We start from the raw sequence: 17,114 nt of genomic DNA on the forward strand, positions 1-17,114 counted from the left end.
AAATCACCATCAAAAATGCCACACGCAGGCATTGATGTCACATTAACATCATGGTTTACTGGCCCGGCGTTTTCATCTGCTACATTCTCTTCTGGCGCGACCACAGTTTGCGCCACAGGTTCCCGCGTGTAAGGGAATCCCCTAGTAACAATCAGGCCCAACCTGATGTTCGCAATATCCAATAGCCATTAATGTGACGCCATTCTCATTGCATGAACGGAGTCAGGCTATTGTGTGCGATCGCAGGTCAGTGGAAACCCACCCTCTGGAAAACCTCAGCCAGTGCACTTGCACGGCGGGGCGCGATCTCCCGACGGTTCATGATCGTCGACACACACGGCATTCCCTCATCAGACATGACGCTGTGGAGATAAGCATGCCAATCGACCGTAAAGACTGGGCACAACGCTTTCCCGAATTTCTCGTCGAAGCGGAAACACTCCTGGCCAAGTCGGAAGAATGCCTGAGCCACCTGCAATTGATCAGCAACGACAAGGATGCGATCGACTGCATGCGCAGCACCCTGCTCAAGCTGGCGAGCCGTGCAGAAGCGTTGGCACTGGAAGCGATTTCCGAGTTTTCCCTGCACATTCACAGCTTGCTCGATCATGCCCCGGACTCTATCGATCTGCACGCTCAGGCACTGAATGCGCTTCAGGACTGTTTCACCCTGATGGCCTGGCAGATTGAACTGGTCGATCACAATACCGGGCAACTGAGCCTGGATAGCAGCGAGCAGACCTCGCTGATCGAAGCCTTTGCGTTCCAGGTCGGTCAACACCAGTTTCAGCCTTCGCTTTCGCCCCGGCCAATGCCGCTCTTGTCTTATTCCGAGCGCCAGGCCTGATTCGCATCGGTTAATGCGCACATCGAGGCTGTAGAACCGAATCGCTGAATGTCGCAAATGAATAGTTCATGCCCGCCAGCGACAATTCGAATTAAATAATCACACCTGACACCCGCAGAAATTTTCCCGCGCCTCAGGGTTTGCCTGTGTCCGTGTAACGATCAACTTCAAGCGCCACGGGATATCTATCCAGCATAATAAGGTGACTTTTTTCCATTATGGAACTCACGTCCAACATGGCGACTTTCCTGACCCTTTGGACATATATGGCAAACGCGACCAACGGTATCTTAAGTGGTATTATGCCGCCCGTTAGTTGCTATCAATTAATGGCAAAGTGATTCAGTGACAGTCCTCCCCAACGCAGTTGGCGGTCAAACAGCGTTCACTGAACCTCGTTCAAATCAATAATGTAATTGACAGCATTTTCAGACAGAGACCCGCCAGCCAACGGCCGGTCTGCCCGCAGCGAATATCCATTGGCTCCATCCGATATGTACGCCAGCCTCAAGTCAATCACCACATGGCCACCGTCCCGGGAAAATGCACGCCGGTTCACACTCATATTGTGTGTCACTGCCACCGCCGGCTGCCTGCTGACCTACGGTTTGTCTGCACCGCTTTCGCTGGGACTGCTGCTGTTGAACATGGCCGCCACTGCTTGTGTCTGGGTGCAATATCGGCTGTCGCGCAAATCGATCAAGTTCCAGCCCCAGGAACTCGCCGACCGCTTGCTGGAAGTCCAGGAAAACGAAAGACACCGCCTCAGCCGTGAACTGCATGACGACATCGGTCAGTTACTGACGGCCGCCAAACTGCAAAGTGAATGGCTCAAAAGACGTTTGCCAAGCGACTTGCAAGAGCAATGCTCGACGCTCTGCGACACCCTCGAAGAAACCCTCAACAAGGTGCGCGACGTCTCGGCCATTCTCAACCCGCGCCAGCTGACCAGCCTCGGACTGGAAGCCAGCCTGCGTGCGCACTTGCTCAAGACTCTGGCCAACACACCGGTGCACTGGAGCCTCGATTGCCAGCAGCGACTCAACGGCATTCCGGAAGAAATGGCGGTCGCCGCCTTTCGCATCACCCAGGAAGCGGTGACCAACATTCTGCGCCACGCGCAGGCCAGCAACCTGTTGATCCGTGTGCAGCGCCTGCCACAAGGGCTGACGTTGTTGATCAGCGACGATGGCCAAGGCTTCGCGCCTGCTGCGGATCCGGGTCGGGAAGGACAGCGCGGAATGGCCGGGATGGCCGAAAGGATCGAACAATTGGGCGGCACGCTGAACGTCATCAGCGAGCCGGGCAAAGGCACTCAAATCGAAGCACTATTCCCCTGGGCGCCCCGTGCACTCGAGCGGGCCAGTACGAATAAGGTTATGCGTTGACTTGTAACTTACTTCTGGTGGATGACCACTCGCTGATCAGGGCCGGCGTGCGCGCTCTGGTGCTCGACATTCCCGGTTACGCCGTCGTTGGCGAAGCCAGCGATGGCTCGCAGTTGCTTGAAATGGTCGAGCATCTGGCGCCCGATATCGTGTTGCTGGATATCTCGATGAAGGAAACCGGTGGCCTTGAAGCCCTGCAACGGCTCAAGCGGGTGCGGCCCCAGAGCAAAGTGCTGATTTTGTCGATGCACACCGATCCGGCGCTGATCATGCAGGCACTGGAATCCGGGGCGCATGGTTATTTGCTCAAGGACACCACAGCCACCGAACTTGAACATGCCCTCGAAGCCCTGCGTAACAACGAACGTTACCTGAGCCCGGCGATCGCCCACACCGTGATCAACCAGGCCCTGACCCGTACGCAGAAAAACCCGCCGGAAGTCGCCGATTCGCACAACCTGACAGCCCGTCAACTGGAAATCCTGCGATTGATCGTGCGCGGCAAATCCACTCGGGAGATCGCCAACGGCTTGGGCCTGAGCATCAAGACCGTCGAAACCCACCGCTCGCAGATCATGAAACGCCTGCAGATCTACGACGTGGCGGGTCTGGTCCTGTTCGCCGTGCGCGAACAGATCATCAGTCTTGACGACTGATCGACCCGGCACCGCCCAACAGCGGCGAATGCTCGGGCAAATGCACCCGCAAGGCCGCAGGCCGCGCCTCGAAGCGCAGGCTGTCGCCCTCCAGCGGCTCACCGTCAAGATTGATGCTCAAGCTCTCGGCGACCTTGATTTCGACCCAGGGCAGACGGGCCCGGACAAACATATTGTCGAGGCCGAAGCCGTCACTTAGCAGGGTCTTAAGCGTACCGACCAACTCCTGCGGTGCCGGCAAAATGCTGATGTCCAACAGGCCATCATCCGCCAGTGCCTGCGGACACAATTCATGTCCGCCACCCGCCTGACGGCCATTGCCGATTCCCAGCGCCAGCAGCTCGCCACGCCAGTGAAAGTCCGGTCCCTGCAGTTCGCCGTAGGCTGCGTGCAACTCACTGAAACGCGATAAACCGGTGAACAGATAGGCCGCCCCGCCGAGCACTTTTTTTCAGATCTTCAGAGGTATTGGCCGTGACCTGGCTACCAAAACCACCCGTCGCCATGTTCAGGAAAATCTGCCCACCGACTTCGCCCAGGTCAATCTTGCGCGGTGGCACGTCCAGCATTTCCAGTGCTTCGGCCGGCTCCAGCGGGATCCCCGCCGCGCGAGAAAAATCGTTAGCCGTTCCTAGCGGCAACAGCACCAGACTGGCCTCGTCCGGATGCGCGGCAAGCGCTTCAGCGATATCGCGCAACGTGCCATCTCCGCCTCCGGCGATGATCGTCCGATAGCCACTCGCCAGTGCTTCCGCGACCAGACGCTGAGCGTCACCGGCCTCCCAGGTCAGGCGTACTGCCAACTCCCAGCCCTGCTTGCGTTTTGCTTCGACAGCGGCGCGAACCGCCTCATTGAGTGCCTGCTTGCCATGCAGAATCAACAGCGCCCTGCGTTCACTCATAACGGTCACTCCCCACAATTGAATCGGTATAAAACATCTTGACCACCGGCACAGGCAAAAAAGCCATCGGAGCACCATTTAATTCAAGCGCCCGGCCTGTCACGTCCTACACAGCGGTATTTTTTCTTACAACAGGTAAGGAATCGGCTCAATTGACCGGACTCGATCCTTGATACACCTTGTGCAGGCAGTATCAATTTTCGTTTTTTAACAACACAAGGATGTGCAGGGAATGAGTGGATACCCCCTCGGAACTGGTGACAGTTCGAATGACGGAAAGGCCAGCGCGCTGACAGTGAAAACAGCCGACGGATATGTCCATGTCCAGCCATGAAGCCAGAGTTTCAACCCGTCCGATTGCCCCTCTCAACGAAAGTCGCAGCAGTCACAAATCCGATTTCAAAAAGAGCGCCAGAACCGCTGGAGAAGCACAAATGGAACCGCGCGTGACCGAACTGGAAACCCATCTCAAGTACATACGCCGGGATATGGATGAAGTCCGCGCAGATGTAAGAACAATCAAGCACCGCCTCGCCTATTCGGCAGGTGCAACGGCAGTGATAATGGGACTGTTGGGTTGGGTTGCCAACAGCCGCTTCGATCAGTTGGTCACACTGATGAGCCAATGACCGGGGAATGCAGGCTCGACGCTTTCAGGCGAAGAGCCTGCAGTTGCAAGGGCAGGCTCAGCGAAGATCAGAGTCAGTCGAGCAGGTCGCTCAGGGGAATGAACCCGACTTCATCACCTTCTACGAGCGTACGACCCTCCAGCACTTCTACCAGCCCATCCGCCCAGGCAGCACTGCGCAACACACCAGAGCTTTGGTTACGATAAATAATGGCCCGTCCTTGCTCGAGTCGACCACGCAGGTATTCACGCCGATGGCCGGCCACAGGCCAGACGAAACCGGCTGGCACCTTGAACTTCAACGGCACAACGGCTCTTACACCTTGACGCCGCAGCAAGTAAGGTCGCGTCAGCAAGGCAAACGTCACCAGCGTCGAAGCGGGGTTACCGGGCAGGCCAATCACTGGCACGTTGCGAAAATGGCCGAACGTCAGCGGCTTTCCTGGCTTGATTGCCAGTTTCCACAGTGCCAGCTCGCCCTCTTCCCTCAATGCAACACCCAGAAAATCTGCTTCCCCGACCGAAACCCCGCCGGTTGAAAGAATCAGGTCGACACCCTGCAAGTCGCCCCAGCCGCGCTCGGGTGGTGTCCAGATCGTCCGGCAGAATGCCCGCATCGATCACCTCACAGCCCAATCGCTGCAACCAACTGCACAACACCACCCGATTACTGTTGTAAATCTGCCCCGGCCCCAACGGCTGGCCCGGCTCAACCAGTTCATCGCCGGTGGACAGCACCGCCACTCGGACCTTGCGTACCACATTCAGCCCGTCACATCCCAGCGATGCCGCGAGACCTTGCTCGATCGGTCCCAGCCTTGTGCCTGCCGCCAGGATCAACTCACCCACGGTGGTTTCCTGGCCTTGCGGACGAATGTTCTGGCCGAGGCTCATGATTTCGACGAAGCGCACACTGCCGTCGGCTTGGACTTCGGCGTTCTCCTGCATTTCCACACAGTCGGCACCAGCAGGCACCGGCGCACCGGTGAAGATCCGCGCGCAGGTGCCGGGCGTCAAGGCGGCAGGCGCTTGACCGGCGAAAACTTTCTGGCTGACCGGCAGCGGTGTGCCGGTCCAATCCGCCAGCCTCAAGGCATAACCATCCATGGCGCTGTTTGGCCAAGGCGGCAGGTCCAGCGTCGAAACCAGGTCTTCGGCCAGCACTCGCCCCTCGACCTGCGCCAATGGCAAAAACTCGCGCTCGACAATCGGCGTGGCCTCGGCCATTTGCAGCAGGCGAGCCAGCGCTTCCTCGACGGGCATCAGGCTGCCGGTCTTGCCCGGCTTACCCACGGGATTCACAAGGCGCCGCCTGTTTGAGGTGAGGAACGAAGTTGCACGGCCGATGCCGCGAATCCAGCTGTTCGGCGAGAATGCCGTCCCACCCGGTGCGCACCGCATTGGTCGAACCTGGCAGGCAACATACCAGCGTGCCATTGGCCAGACCGGCCAGTGCCCGCGATTGCACGGTTGACGTACCGATATCAGCCACCGAAATCTGTCGGAACAGCTCACCAAACCCGTCAACCTGCTTGTCGAGCAGACAAGCCACGGCTTCAGGCGTGCTGTCACGCCCGGTGAAGCCGGTGCCGCCGGTAATCAATACAACCTGCACCACGTCCTCGGCAATCCAGTGGGCAACTTGCGCGCGGATCTTGTACAGGTCATCTTTGAGCAGGACCCGTTCGGCCAGACGGTGCCCGGCAGCAGTCAGGCGGTCGACAAAGACCTGGCCTGAGGTGTCGGTGTCCAGGGTTCGGGTATCGCTGACAGTCAGCACCGCAATATTCAGCGGTGCAAAAGGTACATCGGCCTTGGCTTTCATTAGGCTCGTCCAGTTGTAGGAGAATCAGCCCGGTGTTATATCACAGCGCTTGATTCTTTCGCCGCCCTGCTGGAGAGCTGCCATGATCCCGAATACGCCATTGCTCCCCTGCTCCATTCTGCTCTTGGCAGGCGGACGCGGCCAGCGCATGGGCGGCCAGGACAAAGGGTTGGTGGAATGGCAGGGTGAACCGCTGATTGCGCATTTGCAGCGCAAGGTACGACCGCTGACTGACGATCTGATCATCTCCTGCAATCGCAATCGCGAGCGTTATGCTGCCTACGCCGACCAACTGGTGAGTGATGAAGAAGACGACTTTCCAGGCCCCTTGGCCGGCATCCTCGCGGGGCTTGAAGTTGCGCGTTTGCCCCATCTGCTGGTCTTGCCCTGCGATGTGCCGCGCATCGACGCAGCGCTGCTGCGCGACATGCGTGCAACTGCCGGCCAGTTTCCTGACAAACCTTTAATGTTGCGCCATGACGACCATTGGGAGCCCCTGCTGTGCGTGATTCCGGTGGCCCTGTTGCCCGCATTCAAAAACGCCTGGAACGCCGGAGAACGCAGCCCCGGCCGGGTCATGCGCAGCCTCGGCGCAGCGGCCCTGCAATGCCCGGACAACGACCCGCGACTGGCCAACCTGAATACCCCCGAACTGTTAAATGCGCATAACACTGTGTCAGACTGACAGCATTCAAGGAACTCTCACGCCTTGTATACGTCTCAAGCTCAGTAACCAAAAGTATTCCCATTCGGAGACACACTCATGACTCAACGGACCCTCGCCACTTTCATGCTCGCACTGGGCCTGGCAACGCTCGCTGGTTGCTCGTCGCCAACAGTGATCACCTTGAATGACGGTCGCGAAATCCAGGCCGTCGACACCCCGAAATATGACGAAGATTCGGGCTTCTACGAGTTCAAGCAGCTGGACGGCAAAGAGACCCGCATCAACAAGGATCAGGTTCGTACCGTTAAAGAGCTGTAATCTTTACGTCGACACCGGATACAGAAAAGCCCGCATTGATGCGGGCTTTTTCATGGGTACGTAAAAGTAAATGGTGTCACCACTGCAGGGTGATCTGGCTCTCGAACTCGCGCTTCTCACCGGTGACCGGGTCGACAAACCGCAGCCCCTGCGCCAGCAGTTTGAGCGGATTGGCGTAGTCATCCTCAACGTCCTTCAACACCTGCGGATAAAACGGATCGTTGCAGATACTCGCGCCCAGCGCAGTCATGTGCACGCGCAACTGATGCTTCTTGCCGGTCACCGGATACAGGCCGTAACGCCACAGATCACCGTTCTTTTCCCGGACCTCCACCGCCGTTTCAGTGTTCGCCAGACCCGGGCCTTCCTGCATGCGGAAGAACGGTTCGCCGTCGATCAAGCGACTTTTGTGCACCAGGGGAAACTCCAGCTCCGGCAGCGCACGGGCAATCGCCTCATAGCGTTTATCGATCTGCCGGGTCGGAAACAGCGACTGATAAGCCGAGCGGGTTTGTGGGTTGGCCGAGAAGATCACCAGCCCGGCGGTGTGCCGGTCGATGCGGTGCAATGGCACCAGATGCGGGTTATCGAGGCGGCGGATCAGACGACGCAGCAACGTCTGCTCGACATACTCACCGGCGGGCGTGACTGGCAGAAAATGCGGTTTGTCCGCCACTACCAGATGCTCGTCCGCATAGAGGATCGACTCGACCACCGGAATCGGCTTTTCATCCGGCACTTCACGGAAGTAGTGAATGCGCAGCCCTTCCTTGTACGGCAGATCCAGCGCAATCGGCTGACCCTGACCGTCCAGCACCCGGCCCCGGACAATCCGGTCCAGCCATTGCTCGCGACTGATCGCCCTGAAATGCTCACACAGGCAATCAAGGACGGTCGCCCAGGGCCCCGGAGGAAGGTAAAGGGTGCTGGCCTGATTCTGCGCAGCAGAAAACGTTGGTGTGGACATACGGAAATTCGAACCCTCAATGCAGGCCGGCATTATCCAACACTGAGCGAAACGAACCTAGTGCGGAATCCGCGGCCCGCCTCAGGCCGGAATCGACTTGAGTGCCGCCGCCTCGGTGAACTCCTTGAGCCAGCGCAACACATCGACCGCCTCCCAGCGTCCCGGGTCATACAAGGCGTACAACAACCCCTGATAACCGACCACATCCAGTTGTTTGTGATAACCGGCACGCTGGAACAACGCTTCGATCTCGGCAAAGCAGGTGTTGAAATGCAGTTTGTTGAATGGCGTCTTGCCCTCCGTGACCAGCCCGTCCAGGCGCAACTCGAGGACCGCCTCGCGCACCACGTCAACCGACATCCGGTTCACGCTGTTCTTCAACTGTTCGACATTGACCACGGTTCGTCCCTCTGACTGCCGGATTCACCTGCTCAAGACTTCACAAGCAGCAGGTCAACCCAATTACTGTATGCGCATACAGTAAACGAATAATCCGCAGAGTGCCAACGCGACGATGGTCGCTCGCGACCAGCGGATGACAAATCGCTCAGCGCAGGAATGCCACCACCTGATCGGCACTGAACGGCCAATTCAGTTCTGCACCAGTATCCACTCGGCGCAATACAGGGATCCGCAGGCTGTAAGACTCATACCAGGATTGATCCTCTGCAATATCCACCAGTTCCACCAGCAAACCGTGCTCGACAAACGGCATCAACTCGGCTTCTGCCACCTCGCACAGATGGCATCCCAAGGTGCCGAACAACTGACATTCAGGAGGCATGATCGCTCAACCGAAAAAATGAGCATTCATTTTAGGCCCGCCTCGAAAACCCGTCGAGCCAGCGCTGCCAGATGGCCGGCGCACCGCAGCAAACAAGCAAAACCCTGATGCAAATCAGTCCTCGGAAAAGCCAATCAGGCGATGCTCCCGCGCTTTTTGCCTCTACGCTTGAGAAGCCTGAGCCTGACATCGGAGTGCCTTGTGTTTGCCAACCTGTTGATCATCCTCGCCTCATCCCTGGTGATGATTGCCCTGTTCCGCCGCCTGCGCTTGCCGCCGGTGCTGGGCTATCTCTGCGTGGGCCTGATGGTGGGACCGACTGCTTTCAACTGGGTCAACGAGAGCGAACATCTGCCGGACGTGGCCGAACTGGGGGTGGTGTTTCTGCTGTTCTCGCTGGGCCTGGAGTTTTCCCTGTCGAAGATGATCGCGCTGCGCCAGGTGGTGTTCCGCCTGGGCAGCCAGCAGGTAGTGCTCAGCACCGGATTGCTCGGGCTGGTGCTGATCCTGTTGGGCATGCCGTTGGCGCCGGCCCTGTTGCTCGGCGCCGGGCTGTCGTTGTCGTCGACGGCGATTGTCACCAAGGAATTGGGTAGCCTGGGCGAAGTGTTCAGCAGTCACGGGCAGAACGCAGTCGGGGTCTTGCTGTTTCAGGACGTGGTAGCGGTGTTGTTGCTGACCCTGGTGCCAGTGTTCGCCGGAAGCAGCGCGCAAGCCTGGTACTGGGCCTTGCCCCTGACATTGGTGAAGACCGTGGTGCTGTTTTTCGGTCTGTTGCTGGCCAGCCGCTGGTTGCTGCCACGGCTGTTTCATGAAGTGGCGGCCTCGCGTTCGGCGGAATTGTTCGTGCTGCTGGCGCTGGTGATTGTGCTGTTGACCGCATGGCTGACGCACCTGCTCGGCCTGTCCCCTGCCCTTGGCGCATTTCTGGCCGGGATGCTGCTCGGCGAGAGCCACTACCGCCATCAGATCGAGGCCGACATCCGGCCGTTTCGCGACATTCTGCTCGGGGTGTTTTTCGTCAGTATCGGCATGCTGATCGACCTGCAACTGTTCGTCAGTCACAGTGTGTTGATTCTCGGCCTGACCCTCGGCCTGATGCTGATCAAGGGCACGGTCGTCGCGCTCTTGGTGAAATGGCGCGGCAGTGATCACGAAACCGCCTGGCGCAGCGGCCTGGCCCTGGCGCAGGGTGGGGAATTCTGCTTCGCCTTAATGGCGCAAATGCAACAAAACCAGATGCTGCCTGCCGAGCTGGGCGCCCTGCTGCTGGCGGCAACCTTCTGCTCGATGCTGCTGACACCTCTGCTATTGCGCGCCGCGCCGCAAATGGCCGCGCGCCTGCACCGCAAGCCGAACCAGGAGGCGCAAATCGAGGAAATCAGCGCCCTCAATGCCGGGCTGGATCAACACGTGGTGATCTGTGGTTACGGCCGTGTCGGTCAATCCATCGGCCGCTTCATGCGCAATGCCAATCAGCCCTATATCGCGCTGGATAACGATCCGGTGCGAGTGCAGGAAGCCGCAGCCGGCGAAAGCGAGGTGCATTACGGCGATTCTGCGCGCGGCGACCTGCTGACCGCCGTCGGACTGTTGCGCGCCCGGCTGCTGGTGATCGCCGTGGATCAGAGCGATGTCAGCCTGCAAATTCTCAAGGAAGCGCGCCGGCTCAATGCGCGGATACCGATTCTGGTGCGCACCCGCGACGACAGCCAATGGGCTGAACTCAAAGCCGCCGGCGCCAGCGAAGTGGTGCCGGAGCTATTGGAGTCGAGCCTGATGCTCGCCTCCCACGCCTTGGTCATGCTCGGCCTGCCGGCGCATAAGGTGCAGGAGCAAATCGATCAGGTGCGCATTGATCGCTATCGTCTGCTGCACGGCTTCTATCCCGGCGCGGAAGACGAGGAAGCCTAGTCCTGGCTCACCGCGCCGATCTTGTGCAGCGACAGGTCGGCGCCGTAATACTCTTGTTCCTGACTCAGGCGCAGGCCGTGCAAGGCCTTGATCACGCCGTAGACGGCGAATCCGCCGATCAGTGCGACCAGCACACCCAGCGCGCTGCCGATCAACTGACTGATCAGGCTGACCCCGCCAAGCCCCCCCAGCCGCAGTCTGGCCGAAGATGCCGCAGGCGATCCCGCCCCACACGCCGCACAGACCGTGCAACGGCCATACGCCGAGCACGTCGTCGATGCGCCATTTGACTTGTGCGGCGGTAAAGCACCAGACGAACAAGGCACCGGCCAGTGCGCCGGTTACCAGCGCGCCTACCGGATGCATCAGGTCGGAACCGGCGCAGACGGCTACCAGCCCGGCCAGCGGGCCGTTGTGCAGGAAGCCCGGGTCATTGCGCCCGGCGATCAGTGCCGCCACGGTGCCGCCGACCATGGCCATCAACGAGTTGACCGCCACCAGACCGCTGACGCCCTGCAAGGTCTGCGCGCTCATCACGTTGAAGCCGAACCAGCCGACGATGAGAATCCACGAACCCAGCGCCAGAAACGGAATGCTCGACGGCGCGAACGCCACCAGACGCCCATCGCGATAACGCCCGTTGCGCGGACCGAGCAGCAAAACCGCCGCCAGTGCCAGCCAGCCGCCCATGGCGTGCACCACCACGGAACCGGCGAAATCATGGAACGCCGCGCCAAAGCGCGCCGTCAGCCAGGCTTGCAGACCGTAGTTGCCGTTCCAGACCATGCCCTCGAAAAACGGGTAGATGAACGCCACGATCAGCGCTGTCGCACACAACTGCGGAACGAATCGCGCACGCTCGGCAATCCCGCCGGAGATGATCGCCGGAATCGCCGCGGCAAAGGTCAGCAGGAAGAAAAAACTTCACCAGACCGTAACCGTGATCCGCGCTCAGCACCGCCGCCGGCTGCATGAAGGTCACCCCATAGGAGATCCAATAGCCTATAAAGAAATAGGCCAGCGTCGAAACGGCAAAGTCACTGAGGATCTTGGACAGTGCATTGACCTGATTTTTCTGGCGCACCGTGCCGACTTCAAGGAAGGCGAAACCGGCGTGCATCGCCAGCCATCACCGCACCGATCAGAATGAACAACGTGTTGGAGCTGTGGACCAGCGTGTCCACAGCGCTTTGCAGATTTTCCATAAAGAGGCAGACCTGAAGGCTAGAAAGGCACCAAAGCGGTTCGCGCGGACAATTCATGCACCAAGTTGCGCCCGGCCAGGCACCGCAGTGACGCTGCAGTGAACCGCTTTGGCGCACAAGGTCGGTGTCCTGACACGGACCAGGATTATTTGAGTTAAGGTTTTGCTGCATGTACGCCCGCCAACAGCGCACGACCGCGGCAGAACGCACCAGGACATAGCAAAAGCTGTACCAGTCATTTGTACTGAACCTTCGCGCAAGGCTCATACTCGAACGCTTCAGACGTCACTTACGGAGATCCACCCATGGCCAGCATCAAGGCAAAGACCGCTCAAGAAATCCTGATGAACGACTTCCAGACTCTGGTCGCCGACACCGAGCGGTTGCTCGAACACACCGCGACGCTGGCGGGCGATCAGGCCGATGAGCTGCGTGAGCAGATCCACGACAGCCTGTTGCGCGCCCGTGAAACCCTGAAGCTGACCGAAGACACCCTGCGCGATCGCGGTCAGGCCGCCGTCACCGCGACCGAAGACTACGTGTCGGCCAATCCCTGGCAGTCGGTGGGCATTGCTGCCGGAGTGGGCTTTCTGATTGGCCTGCTGGCCACTCGGCGCTGATCATGTCGATCGGCGAATCCGGCCTGGGGTCGGGCACCTCATCCTCCACGCGGCGTCTGGGCGCCGCTGTTCTCGGCTTGCTGCACAGCCATGTCGAACTGTTCGGCATCGAGTTGCAGGAGCAGAAAGCACGCACCGTCAGCCTGTTGCTGTTCGCAGGCCTGGCACTGGTGTTTGCCCTGCTGTTGCTGGTCGGTCTGTCGACGCTGGTGCTGATCGTGTTCTGGGACACTTATCGCCTGGCGGCAATCATCGGCCTGTGCGTGTTCTACACCTTGGCCGCCGCTTTCTGTGGGCTACGCCTCAAAGCAGCCGTCTTCGATGAATCCTCGCCCTTCCACGGCACGCTGGAAGAGTTGGCCAACGATCGGGAGCGCCTGTTGCCATGAGCTTGCCTGAACTGCCACACAACAGCTCGCGCCGGGAAATGCGCAAGGCACTGATCCGCCTGCGTATGGAAATGCACCGGCAGGAAATCCGCCATGAAGCCGGGCAAGTGCTGCAACCCTTGCAGCGCATGCGCGGGATGACGCAAAACCTGCAAGCAGGTTTCGGCATCAAGCACGCGCCGCTATGGGGCGTGGCCGCTGTGACCCTGCTGGGGTTTATCACCGGCAAGGGCGCAAAAAGCGGGGGCGTCGGCGGTCTGACCCGACTGATACGTCTGGGCACCAGCCTCGGGCCGCTGATCAGACTGGTGATGCAGAGCTCGGGCAAACGCTGAACCGGCGCATCTGGCTGCATTCTTGCAATATCCGCGGGATGAACCTCTTTACCCGGAGGTTCAATCCCGCGCGCCTACCCGGTCGGCGGGGTTCACCCAGAACAAGAACGACTAAGGAGGCCCCGTGATCGACGGGCAACCGCTCGCCTGCTTTCAACCTTTCATCGATACCGCCACTGGGCGCATTGCAGGCGTCGAAGCATTGGGTCGCCTGCGCCAGTCCGATGGCCAACTGGTCTCGGTCGGGCCATTGTTCGCCGACCCGCGCACACCCGCCATCGCCCTGCGCCGCCTCGACCGACAGATCCGCGACAACGCCCTGAGCCGACTGCATGAAGCCCCCTCGGAGTGGTTTCTCAGCCTGAACATGTCGCCACGCTGGATCAGTCGCCTGCGCGCCGAACAGCCGCTGCCCAGCCTCAAGCAAATGTTGCGACACGACGTCGACCCGCAACGCATCGTGTTCGAGATCACTGAGCTGGGCGGCAACAGTCAGCGTCTGGCCGAAGTGGTGGCGCGTTATCGCGACGCGGGAGCGCGGATTGCGATTGATGATTTCGGCGCCGGTTATTCGCAGCTCGATCGGGTGCTGGCCCTGCAGCCGGACATCCTCAAACTCGACATGCGCCTGTTCCAGGCTGCCGCACTCGGCGGGCCGAGCAGTGATGTGGTCAAGGCACTGGCGCAGATGGCCGAGAAGACCGGCTGCTGGATCATTGCCGAAGGCGTGGAAACCGAGGCACAGCTCAATTTCGCCCTGGAATGCGGTTCGCGCTACGTTCAGGGTTTCCTGTTCGCCCGGGCGCAGGAGGCGCTCTATCCAACGGATGCCTTCGTGCAGCGCTTCGCTGAATTGCGCCAGCGTTACGTGCGGCAGAAACTGGCCGAACGCGGACGCCTTATGCAAATGCGCCAACAACTCAGCGAACTGATGGCGATTCTCCAAGCCTGGGCTCAGGCCCACGCACCGCTCAGTGCGCTGCCGCAACTGGAAGCCTTTCCGTGGTTGCTGCGGTTCTACCAATGCGACCGGCATGGCACCCAACTCACGCCTAACCTTGAATGGCGCAACAACGGCTGGGTCGCCGATAACCGCTACCTGGGCCACAACTGGTCATGGCGCCCGTACTTCTATCATTTGCTGGCCGAAGGCTGGGAGGAACGTCGCCTGACGCTGTCCAGCACCTACCGCGACGCCACGAGTAACCAGTATTGCCTGACCGCCGGGCAGTTCTTCGATAACGGCGAGCGCCTGCTGCTGATCGATATCGATGCCGCGGGCCTGTAGTTCCGCTTGCAGGTGCGAGCCTGAACCGGGAAGCTAGGGCAACAGTCATCCCAGTCACCGACGGAGAGAACCAGCCTTGGATTGGCAGACCCTGCTCAACCGCGAACGCCTTGGAAAACCGCTGCACAGCCCGCAAGAGCTGGGCCGCAGCCCGTTCCACAAAGACCACGACCGCATCATCTTCTCCGGCGCCTTCCGCCGTCTGGGGCGCAAGACCCAGGTGCATCCGGTATCGAGTAACGACCATATCCACACCCGTCTGACCCACTCGCTGGAAGTCAGCTGCGTCGGCCGCTCGCTGGGCATGCGCGTCGGCGAAACCTTGCGCAGCGCCCTGCCCGACTGGTGCGACCCGAGCGATCTGGGCATGGTCGTACAATCGGCCTGCCTGGCCCATGACATCGGCAACCCGCCATTCGGCCACTCCGGTGAAGACGCCATTCGTCACTGGTTCCAGCAAGCCGCCGGGCGCGGCTGGCTGGACGGCATGAGCGAAGCGGAGCGCGGTGACTTCCTCAATTTCGAAGGCAACGCGCAGGGCTTTCGGGTGCTGACTCAGCTTGAGTATCACCAGTTCGACGGTGGCACCCGCCTCACTTACGCCACCCTCGGCACGTATCTGAAGTATCCGTGGACCGCACGTCACGCCGACTCGCTGGGCTACAAGAAACACAAGTTCGGCTGCTATCAGAGCGAACTGCCACTGCTGGAGCAGATCGCCCACAAGCTCGGCCTGCCACAACTGGAAGACCAACGCTGGGCGCGGCATCCGCTGGTGTACCTGATGGAAGCGGCTGACGACATCTGTTATGCACTGATCGACCTCGAAGACGGCCTGGAAATGGAACTGCTGGAGTACGCGGAGGTTGAATCGCTGCTGCTCGGCCTGGTGGGAGACGATCTGCCGGAAACCTATCGCCAGCTCGGCCCGCAGGATTCGCGTCGACGCAAACTGGCGATCCTGCGCGGCAAGGCCATCGAGCACTTGACCAACGCCGCCGCCAGGGCGTTCGTCGAACAACAGGACGCATTGCTGGCAGGCACTCTGCACGGCGACCTGGTGGAACACATGCACGGCCCGGCCAAACGCTGCGTGCTGAACGCCAAGGACATTGCGCGCAAGAAGATTTTTCAGGACAAGCGCAAGACGCTGCATGAAATCGGCGCCTACACCACCCTGGAAATCCTCCTCAACGCGTTCTGCGGCGCCGCGCTGGAGCAACATGGCGGACGCACGCCGTCGTTCAAAAGCCGACGCATCCTCGATCTGCTGGGCAACAATGCGCCGGATCCCCATGGCCCGTTGCACACTTCGTTTCTGCGCATGATCGACTTCATCGCCGGGATGACCGACAGCTACGCCAGCGACATGGCGCTGGAAATGACCGGACGTTCCAGCCACTGACAGAACACTGCGCTCACCGGGTCGCCATGACTGCCCGGTTGAGCGCGTGGTCCATTGAACCGGCGCTACGGTTCGCGATATTTGTGACTTCCAAGTGTCATTTGTTTAACACTCAAAAAAACCGGACAAACTCTGCTTGTTCAATACTCTACGAGCAACTTAAGACATTCAGATAAACAAATATCCTAAACACTTCCTTACGCGACACTGAGTTTGATCGTAGTCGATTTCCCTTTAGCGTGTAGGACTTATCCTATATCGCTGCTAGAGCCGTGGGAGTTCATGCGGCCGCTCATTTATCTGAGCTAAGGTGCGCGCTTTATTCGCGCACGTATGGGATTTGATTATGAACTCCGTTTTTATTGTCGATGATCACCCCGTCATCCGGCTTGCCGTTCGGATGCTGCTCGAGCATGAAGGTTACAAGGTCGTCGGCGAAACCGATAACGGGGTCGATGCCATGCAGATGGTCCGCGAATGCATGCCCGACCTGATCATCCTTGATATCAGCATTCCCAAACTCGACGGCCTGGAAGTCCTCGCCCGTTTCAACGCCATGGGGACTCCCCTCAAGACCCTGGTGCTGACTGCACAATGCCCGACCCTGTTCGGCATTCGCTGCATGCAGTCCGGCGCATCCGGTTATGTGTGCAAGGAAGAAGACTTGAGCGAACTGGTCAGCGCCATCAAGGCGGTACTTTCCGGTTACAACTATTTCCCCAGCCAGGCATTGAATCCGGTGCGCAGCGATGATGTGCGTTATGCCGAACTGGAGTTATTCAAGTCCGTCAATGACCGGGAACTCATGGTTCTGCAGTTATTTGCCCAAGGGCGCACCAACAAGGAAATTGCCAAAGGCATGTTTCTCAGCAACAAAGACTGTCAGCACCTATAAAAAACGCCTGATGCAGAAACTGAAAGCCAGGTCTCTGGTGGAACTTATCGAGATGGCCAAACGCAACGCACTAGTGTGAGA

General features: G+C 59.5%; 16 protein-coding genes and 4 pseudogenes. 13 read left to right on the forward strand and 7 right to left on the reverse strand.

Annotated elements, in window-relative coordinates:
* Positions 1–376: 376 nt before the first annotated feature.
* The 3 genes from HT737_RS26765 to HT737_RS26775 all read left to right on the forward strand — a co-directional run bounded on the left by HT737_RS26765 (position 377) and on the right by HT737_RS26775 (position 2,891).
* The gene (locus HT737_RS26765) at positions 377–847 is read left to right on the forward strand and encodes a hypothetical protein (protein WP_182404338.1); all 471 of its coding nucleotides are present in this window, start codon (positions 377–379) and stop codon (positions 845–847) included.
* A 494-nt stretch (positions 848–1,341) separates the two neighbouring features.
* A complete protein-coding gene (locus HT737_RS26770; protein ID WP_047295405.1) occupies positions 1,342–2,235 on the forward strand; it encodes a sensor histidine kinase in 894 nt (297 codons plus the stop codon).
* Positions 2,232–2,891, forward strand: a complete 660-nt coding sequence (locus HT737_RS26775) for a response regulator transcription factor (RefSeq protein ID WP_047295407.1) — start codon at positions 2,232–2,234, stop codon at positions 2,889–2,891. The genes HT737_RS26770 and HT737_RS26775 overlap by 4 nt, the downstream gene beginning before the upstream one ends.
* Here the strand turns inward: HT737_RS26775 and yegS are convergent.
* Positions 2,875–3,793: pseudogene (gene yegS, locus HT737_RS26780) on the reverse strand (lipid kinase YegS). The gene HT737_RS26775 and the pseudogene yegS sit on opposite strands and share 17 nt — an antisense overlap.
* A gap of 320 nt (positions 3,794–4,113) precedes the next feature.
* Here yegS and HT737_RS26785 point away from each other — a divergent pair.
* Entirely contained in the window at positions 4,114–4,422 is a 309-nt protein-coding gene (locus HT737_RS26785) for a hypothetical protein (RefSeq protein ID WP_179294967.1), read from the forward strand.
* A gap of 73 nt (positions 4,423–4,495) precedes the next feature.
* Here HT737_RS26785 and glp read toward each other — a convergent pair.
* Both glp and moaB read right to left on the reverse strand, forming a co-directional pair.
* Positions 4,496–5,723: pseudogene (gene glp / locus HT737_RS26790) on the reverse strand (gephyrin-like molybdotransferase Glp).
* On the reverse strand, positions 5,707–6,246 hold the full coding sequence (moaB, locus tag HT737_RS26795; protein ID WP_047295416.1) for a molybdenum cofactor biosynthesis protein B: 540 nt from the start codon (positions 6,244–6,246) through the stop codon (positions 5,707–5,709). Before moaB ends, glp begins: the two are co-directional and overlap by 17 nt.
* Before the next feature lie 82 nt (positions 6,247–6,328).
* Between moaB and mobA the strand changes: the two genes are divergently transcribed.
* Both mobA and HT737_RS26805 read left to right on the forward strand, forming a co-directional pair.
* Entirely contained in the window at positions 6,329–6,931 is a 603-nt protein-coding gene (gene mobA / locus HT737_RS26800) for a molybdenum cofactor guanylyltransferase MobA (RefSeq protein ID WP_182404339.1), read from the forward strand.
* A gap of 78 nt (positions 6,932–7,009) precedes the next feature.
* Positions 7,010–7,231, forward strand: a complete 222-nt coding sequence (locus HT737_RS26805) for a YgdI/YgdR family lipoprotein (RefSeq protein ID WP_003226722.1) — start codon at positions 7,010–7,012, stop codon at positions 7,229–7,231.
* 76 nt (positions 7,232–7,307) lie between these two features.
* On the opposite strand, the gene HT737_RS26810 is transcribed toward HT737_RS26805, so the two are convergent.
* The 3 genes from HT737_RS26810 to HT737_RS26820 form a co-directional block, all read right to left on the reverse strand.
* Complete coding sequence (locus HT737_RS26810) at positions 7,308–8,198, reverse strand: pseudouridine synthase (protein ID WP_047295420.1); 891 nt, start codon at positions 8,196–8,198, stop codon at positions 7,308–7,310.
* A gap of 81 nt (positions 8,199–8,279) precedes the next feature.
* Complete coding sequence (locus HT737_RS26815) at positions 8,280–8,597, reverse strand: transcriptional regulator (protein ID WP_003226726.1); 318 nt, start codon at positions 8,595–8,597, stop codon at positions 8,280–8,282.
* A 148-nt stretch (positions 8,598–8,745) separates the two neighbouring features.
* Positions 8,746–8,982: a glutaredoxin family protein gene (locus tag HT737_RS26820; protein WP_182404340.1), complete on the reverse strand. Its 237-nt coding sequence runs from the start codon at positions 8,980–8,982 to the stop codon at positions 8,746–8,748.
* Positions 8,983–9,183: 201 nt separating this feature from the next.
* Here HT737_RS26820 and HT737_RS26825 point away from each other — a divergent pair, with 201 nt between their 5' ends.
* Positions 9,184–10,896: a monovalent cation:proton antiporter-2 (CPA2) family protein gene (locus HT737_RS26825; RefSeq protein ID WP_182404341.1), complete on the forward strand. Its 1,713-nt coding sequence runs from the start codon at positions 9,184–9,186 to the stop codon at positions 10,894–10,896.
* Here HT737_RS26825 and HT737_RS26830 read toward each other — a convergent pair.
* A pseudogene (locus tag HT737_RS26830) lies at positions 10,893–12,101 on the reverse strand (ammonium transporter). The gene HT737_RS26825 and the pseudogene HT737_RS26830 overlap by 4 nt on opposite strands.
* Positions 12,102–12,406: 305 nt before the next feature.
* Between HT737_RS26830 and HT737_RS26835 the strand changes: the two are divergent.
* From HT737_RS26835 to HT737_RS26860, 6 genes and pseudogenes are all read left to right on the forward strand, one after another.
* Positions 12,407–12,721 (forward strand): YqjD family protein, encoded by a 315-nt coding sequence (locus HT737_RS26835; RefSeq protein ID WP_025113166.1) that lies wholly within the window; start codon positions 12,407–12,409, stop codon positions 12,719–12,721.
* A gap of 2 nt (positions 12,722–12,723) precedes the next feature.
* Positions 12,724–13,110, forward strand: a complete 387-nt coding sequence (locus HT737_RS26840; protein ID WP_041069617.1) for a phage holin family protein — start codon at positions 12,724–12,726, stop codon at positions 13,108–13,110.
* Positions 13,107–13,445 (forward strand): hypothetical protein, encoded by a 339-nt coding sequence (locus HT737_RS26845; protein WP_041069615.1) that lies wholly within the window; start codon positions 13,107–13,109, stop codon positions 13,443–13,445. The genes HT737_RS26840 and HT737_RS26845 overlap by 4 nt, the downstream gene beginning before the upstream one ends.
* Before the next feature lie 124 nt (positions 13,446–13,569).
* Positions 13,570–14,733, forward strand: a complete 1,164-nt coding sequence (locus tag HT737_RS26850) for an EAL domain-containing protein (protein WP_182404342.1) — start codon at positions 13,570–13,572, stop codon at positions 14,731–14,733.
* A 76-nt stretch (positions 14,734–14,809) separates the two neighbouring features.
* Entirely contained in the window at positions 14,810–16,138 is a 1,329-nt protein-coding gene (locus tag HT737_RS26855) for a deoxyguanosinetriphosphate triphosphohydrolase (protein WP_003226741.1), read from the forward strand.
* 346 nt (positions 16,139–16,484) lie between these two features.
* A pseudogene (locus HT737_RS26860) lies at positions 16,485–17,112 on the forward strand (response regulator).
* Positions 17,113–17,114: the final 2 nt, after the last annotated feature.

The sequence above is a fragment of the Pseudomonas sp. MD195_PC81_125 genome, from assembly GCF_014060985.1.
GTDB classification, from domain to species: Bacteria; Pseudomonadota; Gammaproteobacteria; order Pseudomonadales; family Pseudomonadaceae; genus Aquipseudomonas; species Aquipseudomonas parakoreensis.

What these genes read in the sequence shown, in the direction of transcription:
- HT737_RS26765 (WP_182404338.1), top strand. Translation starts at nt 377, where the DNA reads ATGCCAATCGACCGTAAAGACTGGGCACAACGCTTTCCCGAATTTCTC.
- HT737_RS26770 (WP_047295405.1), top strand. Translation starts at nt 1,342, where the DNA reads ATGTACGCCAGCCTCAAGTCAATCACCACATGGCCACCGTCCCGGGAA.
- HT737_RS26785 (WP_179294967.1), top strand. Translation starts at nt 4,114, where the DNA reads ATGTCCAGCCATGAAGCCAGAGTTTCAACCCGTCCGATTGCCCCTCTC.
- moaB (WP_047295416.1), bottom strand. Translation starts at nt 6,246, where the DNA reads ATGAAAGCCAAGGCCGATGTACCTTTTGCACCGCTGAATATTGCGGTG.
- mobA (WP_182404339.1), top strand. Translation starts at nt 6,329, where the DNA reads ATGATCCCGAATACGCCATTGCTCCCCTGCTCCATTCTGCTCTTGGCA.
- HT737_RS26805 (WP_003226722.1), top strand. Translation starts at nt 7,010, where the DNA reads ATGACTCAACGGACCCTCGCCACTTTCATGCTCGCACTGGGCCTGGCA.
- HT737_RS26810 (WP_047295420.1), bottom strand. Translation starts at nt 8,198, where the DNA reads ATGTCCACACCAACGTTTTCTGCTGCGCAGAATCAGGCCAGCACCCTT.
- HT737_RS26820 (WP_182404340.1), bottom strand. Translation starts at nt 8,982, where the DNA reads ATGCCTCCTGAATGTCAGTTGTTCGGCACCTTGGGATGCCATCTGTGC.
- HT737_RS26835 (WP_025113166.1), top strand. Translation starts at nt 12,407, where the DNA reads ATGGCCAGCATCAAGGCAAAGACCGCTCAAGAAATCCTGATGAACGAC.
- HT737_RS26840 (WP_041069617.1), top strand. Translation starts at nt 12,724, where the DNA reads ATGTCGATCGGCGAATCCGGCCTGGGGTCGGGCACCTCATCCTCCACG.
- HT737_RS26845 (WP_041069615.1), top strand. Translation starts at nt 13,107, where the DNA reads ATGAGCTTGCCTGAACTGCCACACAACAGCTCGCGCCGGGAAATGCGC.